The organism is Carnobacterium sp. (assembly GCF_040274425.1).
Genome location: NZ_JBEMBC010000139.1, coordinates 1 through 4172, shown reverse-complemented (window position 1 = coordinate 4172; position 4172 = coordinate 1). Strand labels below are relative to the sequence as shown.

The following is a 4172-nucleotide window of genomic DNA, read 5'->3' as shown; positions in this document are numbered from 1 at the left end:
AAACAGTGGATAACCAAGAGCAAATTTAGAAGATGTTTGTTCATTAACAATAAACCAGTTAGCAGCAATTTAATTTGATGATTAAAAATAATTCTTTTGCTTTTTTACCATATAAAAGGTAAGTAAATTGAAATTAAGATTTATCTACGTTAAAATAATGAATATCAATTGAATGGATAACCAAAAAATACACAATTGGTAAGTCACTACAAATAAAGGCATCTTGTAATAATCATGATTTATATGTGAAGGCTTAAAATGATTGTAGGAGGATTTATAAATTAAACAATGAAGGAACAATTTGCATCGTTTATGCTCATGGATCTGATACTTTAGAGGTCTTAATTACTGCAGCTATTAGTAACGTAACAGAACATAAGTTGCAAGTAATAGATGGGGAAAATCAGTTGATTCAAAAGAATGCTAAAGTAAATGTAGAAAGATGTAACAAGAAAGGAATACACACTCATGAGCCTTAATGAAAAAGAAAAATTAATTTTAGAATCTATTCGTGATAACCCTTTCATACCACAACAGGAACTGGCTGATACTATTGGTCTATCTCGTTCAGCTACAGCTAATCTTATTTCAGGGCTTGTAAAAAAAGATTATTTATTAGGAAAAGCGTATGTATTAAATGAAGAAGAACCAATCATTTGTATTGGCGGAGCAAATATTGATCGTCGCTATTTGGTAAAAGATAAGATGATTCAAGGGACATCTCATAATGTGCAATCACGTACCAATGTTGGTGGTGTAGCACGCAATGTTGCTGAAAATTTAGGACGGTTAGAAGAAAAGGTGATGCTGTTTTCTGTTACGGGAAATGATACAGAATGGAAGATGATCGAAAATCAATCGGAACATTTTATGAATCTTAAAGCTGTTGATAGAATTGAAGGCTGTCCTACTGGAACGTTTATGGAAGTCATAGATATGAATGGAGAAATGGTTTTAGGCTTAGCTGAAGTGGATATTTTTGATAAAATGACGCCAGAATGGCTCAGTAAGCACCTTTCTGTGTTAAAGCGCTCAAAATATATCATTGCTGATTTGAATTGTCCGAAAGATACCATAGAGTTTTTAAATAGTTTTGCTATTAAATACAATATTCCGATCGCATTAATGACCGTCTCTGTCCAGCGCCTAAATAATTTACCAGATTATTTAGGTGGAATAAAGGTGTTGGTTACGAAACATAATGAAACAGCAGCTTACTTTGATATGGAAGTCGAAACGGATGAGGATCTAAAAGACGCTGTAAAAAAATGGCTAGATAAGGGCCCAGAACACGTTTTTATTTCTAAAGGGAACGCTAAAATTGCTTACGGAAGTCAAGATGACGGCGTTCATATTTTTAATTATTCAAGTGAACAAGATGATCGCTATAATTGGGGAATGAATGAAGCCTTTTGTGCAGGGGTGGTTTATAGTCGTCTCCAAGGCAAGTCGATTCCTGATAGCATCACTGTTGGATTAACGAATGCTTTTCAAACATCTCAATCCATTTACGTTGTCCGACCTAATTTATCCAAGAATCAATTACAAAATGAATATAATGCATGTTTAGTAGATAAAACTTTTTATGATTAATTCATGATTTTTGTTTGGCCATAAAGGAAATACGATAGATTTAATAAGTGAGATATGCTATCTTTAATAAAAACGTGAAGATAGCGAGGAAATTTAAAAATGAAGATAGTAAAATATATTGGAAATACAATAGTGTTAGTTGCAGTTCTTATTTTTGTCGTAATCGCCGGAATTAGCTTCTTTTCTGCACCAGATAGTAGCGGGTTATTTGGGTATAAAGGCTACACTGTAGTAAGTGGAAGTATGGAGCCAAAGATATCAGTTGGAGATTTCATTATCGTTGAAATAGAGCCCTATGATGCTATTGAAACCGGAGATGTTGTAACTTTCCAATACAATACAGAAATCGTTACACATAGAGTAATGGATAAGACAGAAGAAGGATTAGTTACAAAAGGGGATGCAAATAATATCCAAGATCAAGGCTTTGTAGCAGAAGAATCTTATATTGGGATTCAAAAATTGCTTATTCCTTATTTTGGATACGTTATCACCTTCTTACAAAAACCGATTGCTTTTGCTCTTGTTGTTGCTTTAATGGGCATATATCTCATTTATCTTTATCTCCATCCGACAAAAGAGGAAGAAATAAAAGAGTAATTTTAAATAAACAAGTGTTTGTTTATTGGTATATCAGTAAATTGTCACAAATTAGACAAAAAAATATTTATGCATTAGAAAGCGTAATTAATAAATAGATAGTGGATAAAATAGTCCGCTACCTATTTATTTTTTTTGTTTTTTTTAGTTTAGTAAGAAAAAATTAGAAATTAATTCAACTAAAAAGAAAATGGAATTGCATCAAAATTTATAAATAATACTAAAAATAGCTTTTTTTTTATAAAAAGACATTTTTAAATCCCAAAAGATACTCAATCGACCTTTTTTTATGCAAATAATATACAGTATATACTTTTTATCGTAAAACAAATGTTGCTAAATTGTTTAAAATTACATTTGTTCTTATACATAAAGATAACAGAATAATTATAAATGCCATTCTTATGCAATTTGTTTGATTATCAAACCTTATCTTAAAGGTTCTGAAAGATGAACAAATGTTACATCTTAGAAGATGTATATTTATTGCTTTGAATAAAAATGATATAATTTGACTTCTTTTTTTTCTAAGATTATAGTTACGGATGTTGGGAACAAATAAAAAATTAAAGAAATAATGGAGGAGAATATAAAATGAAAAAAGAATCGGCAAGCAGAAGGAAAAAGTTACCACTATTACTAGGAGCTTTATTAATCATCAGCGTAGCAGCATATGGAACACGAGCATACTTCTCAGATAGTGCACAAATGCAAGGAAATATTCAATTGTCTTTAGGAGATGTAGACATATCAACAGATGGTACGACCTCTTGGATATACAAACCTTTACAAGTTACAGGAACTAGTTTAGATAAAAATGATAATTTAGGTGCAACTGTAGAATCGGATGGTTCAATTAAAAATGCTGAAAATATTACTAGTGTGCGCCCTGGTGATTCTTTTACAAGAACTTATTCTATTAAGAATAATGGATCACTTGATGTTAAAGTTAAGTTAACGTCAAAAGAGGCTCTGGGCCAACTTTCAAATTATAGCGATAAAGTTTTACCAGATGATGGTGCATTTACAACTACTATAACTGGATTAAAAGATGAATTTCCTCTTAAGAGCAAAGAAAGTAAAACATTTGATGTGACTATTACTGTTAAAACAACTGTAGGTGATTCATTTAACACTGGAAGTAACAAGTATGAAATTGGGAATAAAACAGCAGTAAATTATTTAGAAAAAGCTATTAATATTAATGCTGAGCAAACAAATAAAAAGTAAGTTTAGATAAATTAAAAGAAATAAAAATCAAAAAATATATTTTGAAGTAAGCGATTAGTGAAGTCATCTAATCGCTTTACTTCGGAATTTTTTACTACATATAACCTAAGAGAAAGAGGAATAGTTATGAAGAAGCTAAAAATTAATTTAATTATATTTTTTAAAATCATTTCGTTATTTTTAGCTTTCTTCATATTTTCCCCCTCGTTACAGGCGAAAGCATCATTTAGTGATACTGACAACATAAATATGGGAATCACATTAGAATTGGGATCAATAAGTTTAGCTACAGAGGATACCAATATTATTGACCCTGTATGTTTCACTGAAGGTGGTCCCGTCTTAATCGCTTCGAGTAAATTGGTAAATGATGGCAGTCTGTCGGGAAAACTTGCTTATAAGATCGATGTAACAGAGGGCAATAGGGTACTGACTGCCGATGAATTAAAAAATACAATGATCTCAATTGAATTTGAAACTGAAGAAATAAAAGTAGAAGCCACTGCAGCCAATTTAAACACAAATAGTTTTGCTTTTATTAAAAATGCGAGTGGTAGTGATATCGTTATTGAACCTAATTCTGTAGGTAAAATACCAGTAACTGTTTCCTACGAAAGTAGTACTCCTACTAAGGAAGAAAAAATAACAGTTAAAGTTACCTTCAGATTGATTCAGACAAATGCTTCAAATGCGAATGCTAATATGTTTTTGGATGAAATAACGTTAGAAAATAGTATTTTGTTAGTTCC

Annotated in this window: 4 protein-coding genes; all 4 read left to right on the top strand. The window is 31.0% G+C overall.

Annotation, left to right across the window (positions count from 1 at the left end; translation table 11 throughout):
• Window positions 1-468: 468 nt before the first annotated feature.
• A complete protein-coding gene (locus tag ABS911_RS14535) occupies window positions 469-1593 on the top strand; it encodes a carbohydrate kinase (protein WP_023178471.1) in 1125 nt (374 codons plus the stop codon).
• A 99-nt stretch (window positions 1594-1692) separates the two neighbouring features.
• Window positions 1693-2193, top strand: a complete 501-nt coding sequence (locus ABS911_RS14530) for a signal peptidase I (RefSeq protein ID WP_350468153.1) — start codon at window positions 1693-1695, stop codon at window positions 2191-2193.
• A gap of 594 nt (window positions 2194-2787) precedes the next feature.
• Entirely contained in the window at window positions 2788-3423 is a 636-nt protein-coding gene (locus tag ABS911_RS14525; protein ID WP_350468152.1) for a hypothetical protein, read from the top strand.
• A 126-nt stretch (window positions 3424-3549) separates the two neighbouring features.
• The coding region (locus ABS911_RS14520; RefSeq protein ID WP_350468151.1) for a hypothetical protein at window positions 3550-4172 on the top strand (623 nt) is incomplete at its 3' end.